The organism is Lacrimispora amygdalina (assembly GCF_003432035.1).
Taxonomy (GTDB): domain Bacteria; phylum Bacillota; class Clostridia; order Lachnospirales; family Lachnospiraceae; genus Lacrimispora; species Lacrimispora amygdalina.
In genome coordinates this window covers 1-1877 of the sequence record NZ_QOHO01000148.1, presented here as the reverse complement: position 1 = coordinate 1877, position 1877 = coordinate 1, and the positions used below count along the sequence as shown (strand labels likewise).

2 protein-coding genes are annotated in these 1877 nt (G+C 36.1%); both read right to left on the bottom strand.

Going from position 1 to position 1877, the window contains the following annotated elements:
- Positions 1–66: 66 nt before the first annotated feature.
- On the bottom strand, positions 67–1380 hold the full coding sequence (locus tag DS742_RS28335; protein WP_117420248.1) for a sensor histidine kinase: 1314 nt from the start codon (positions 1378–1380) through the stop codon (positions 67–69).
- The gene (locus tag DS742_RS28330) at positions 1380–1580 is read right to left on the bottom strand and encodes a hypothetical protein (RefSeq protein WP_117420247.1); all 201 of its coding nucleotides are present in this window, start codon (positions 1578–1580) and stop codon (positions 1380–1382) included. The genes DS742_RS28335 and DS742_RS28330 overlap by 1 nt, the downstream gene beginning before the upstream one ends.
- Between the last annotated feature and the right edge of the window lie 297 nt (positions 1581–1877).

The window sequence follows — 1877 nt, the reverse complement described above, 5'->3', positions numbered from 1 at the left end:
TCTACTTTCTTTCACACTAAACTCCTTATTGATAAAATGCAATTGATATGTGATAAAAAGGCATTCTTAACGAATAATTGGTATTGGTATTAATATCTCAGTCGTGAATTTATGACTGGTACATTCGAATGCACAGTTCCCATCATATTTTTCCACTGCCCGCTTTACACTGCGAAGTCCGATACCATGCATATCCTTTTCTGTCTTCGTCGTTTCAAACAGATTCTCACTGCGTTTTTTGCGGAGACTTCCAACACAGTCATTTTCAATTTTAAAAACAATAAAGTTATTTATTTTTCCTATGCGGACAGATATTTCCGGAATCTGGTTGCGGTCCACTTCTTTACAGGCTTCCAGTGCATTATCAAGTATATTGCCCACAATCGAACAGAGATCCATATCCTCAATGAAATTTAAATCTGCTTTTTCAATAACAGATTCCAGCTCTATACCGTATTTACTCGCTTCGATATACTTTTTCCAGAGTAAAATATTGAGAATGCCATTTCCTGTATCCGAAAAATGTTCAAACTGACTTAAATTACTTTTTATCTCTGCCAGATAATCAGGATTTAAAGAGGAAAGAAGCATATGATTTTTCAGATCATGATACATAATCCGCATATTATCAAAGGTTTCTTTCTGATTTTTGTAGTATTCATACTGCATACTGTTTTTCTGCTTCAGCATGGACAATTCCTGGTCCCTGTCCCTGTAATGAATATACTTCTCCAGAAATATGATATGAAGCATTGTGGAAATAACCAGCAAGCTTGCAATTGATACCAGCATTACAATTAGATATTCTTTTCTTAACTCATCATAATCAATAACTAATTTTGTTATAAGCAAAAAACTGATGAATGATATGGTCAGCGGCGAAAAAAGATTCAGTTTCTCCCGTTTATCTAATTTCTCATAGTTTTGATTTTGAAATTTTCTGAACAGCAGAAAGAAAATCAATGCAATCATTCTGGATAAGCCCATGGAAATCAGCCACAGATCATATCTGGAAGAATCATTGAATATATTCGCATCATAATCATTAGCCAGAAGAAAGATTACAGGCATAATCAGTAATTCCGCAACTCCCAGCAGCAAAATAAACATGATTGCTTCTTTTATAATCTGAAAGCCGTTCATTCTGTCATATAAGTAATATTCGATGATCATAATCATGCCCAGGTTGCAGACTGCCCTGGTGCAGACCGGCAAAGCGGTGCTTCCCAGTATATAATTAATCAGGAAATAAGATAAGTACCCAAAAACAGAGTGCAGCCGCCTGTTCTCTTTGATATTATGACAATTCAAATAAAAAAATAATATGACAGTATCAATGAACATTCCTCCTGCAGTAAAAAGCACAGCCTGCCTGTCCATCAATTATCATCCTTTATCTCAACAGAATCTCCGCCGTTATCATAGTTACGGATTGCATATTGGCAGCATTGTAAAACCAAAGAATTAAAAGATATCTTTTCACTGCTGGAAATTTCGGCCAATACATCAAAAAGTTCTTCATTAAATCTGATCGTCCTGGGTATATTTGACCGTGACATGGCTTTATCCACTTTAAACATAGGATTTAACCTCCTGAAATTAATTGATTCTATTATAATCAATTTTTGCACCACTTTATATAACCATTTATATAAATCTGAGTTTAAAATTTAATCATGACCACCGGCTTAGCCGGTGGTTTGCTCTGCCCCTATAAGGGGCTTTTCCCTGCCTGCGCCCGGAAGGCGCCTGAAGGATTTGCCAACCGCACTTCTTTTTCAGGCTTGCCCTAAAGGGCTTTTTTTATTGCCTTCTGATTGTTGTAAGCTCTGCAAGAATTCTATGATAGCTTTATACCCTAGCTTACCTTTCAGGGA

Coding starts and splice junctions, on each gene's coding strand:
- DS742_RS28335 (WP_117420248.1), bottom strand. CDS start 1,380: ATGGACAGGCAGGCTGTGCTTTTTACTGCAGGAGGAATGTTCATTGAT.
- DS742_RS28330 (WP_117420247.1), bottom strand. CDS start 1,580: ATGTTTAAAGTGGATAAAGCCATGTCACGGTCAAATATACCCAGGACG.